Here is a 1,085-nt window from a genome sequence, read left to right on the forward strand (position 1 = left end):
CTTCGCACCTTCCGATAGAATTCGTCTGACAATATCCAGCCCGTCAGGCCCTGCAACCAAGCCTAACACAGGCTCAGCACTATACTCTTCGGGCATGCTGTCAAAATCATTTTGATCAACATAAGGCGGATTCGACAAAATTAAATCGTAACGAACATGTTCACCATCCGAGAACTGCGAAGGATCGCTCAAAGCACTGAAAAGATCAGAGGAAAACGCCTGAACCCGGTCATTTAATTCATACAATTCAATATTCGACTTTGCCACGGCCAGGGCATCGACTGATATATCAAACAAATCCACCTGCGCCTCTTCAAACTCCAAAGCGGCAGCGATGCCGATGCAACCACTTCCGGTACATAAATCAAGCACTCGCTCAGGCTCATTTAATAGCCAAGGTTCCATATGATGCCCGATGAGTTCGGCAATCGGAGAGCGAGGTATGAGCACTCGCTCATCGACATTGAAGCGCAAACCACAAAACCAAGCTTGTTTGGTGATATAAGCCAGTGGCTCTCGGCCTTTTGTTCTGCGCTTAATCGCATCTAAGATAAGCGCCTTCTCTTCGTCTGCCAGACGACAAGACCATAGTTCAGTCGAAAAATCCCAAGGCAGATCTAATAACTGAAGAACCAGGCTGACTGCCTCATCCCAGTTGTTGTCAGTACCATGGCCACAATAAACCTGTTCACGATTCAAACTCGAAAAAGTGTAACGAATAAAATCAGCTATCGTCTGCAAATTTGACTCACTACTTGATGCACTGCTAGCAAGTTCAGAAGAACGGGTTTGAGTCTGAGGCACGCGGGCTAATTCCTAATATCGAAAAAGCCCGCAATTATATAGAGAATCGGCAGCTGGGGGAATGGGAGACACCGAAGTCAGCAGCTAAATTTAGATTGCCTTAGTATCAAAAGCTAAATTCTTGCCAAACTTTAGCGACAACTGATCCCCTTTGTGTAGCTGCCCCACCCCCTTCGGCGTTCCGGTAAGAACAACGTCACCTGGGTTGAGCGTGAAAAAGGTACTCATATGCGCAATAAGTGGCGCGATCGGGTTCAACATATCGCTACTCTTACCATGCT

Annotated in this window: 2 protein-coding genes; both read right to left on the reverse strand. The window is 46.8% G+C overall.

Features of this window, described 5'->3' with window-relative positions:
* Positions 1-804 (reverse strand): 50S ribosomal protein L3 N(5)-glutamine methyltransferase (gene prmB, locus A3729_RS06550; protein ID WP_068633452.1); only part of this gene is annotated, 804 nt, incomplete at its 3' end.
* Between the two features lie 90 nt (positions 805-894).
* Positions 895-1,085: fumarylacetoacetate hydrolase family protein (locus A3729_RS30670; RefSeq protein ID WP_197475632.1), on the reverse strand; the 191-nt coding region annotated here is incomplete at its 5' end.

Source organism: Oleiphilus sp. HI0043, assembly GCF_001634935.1.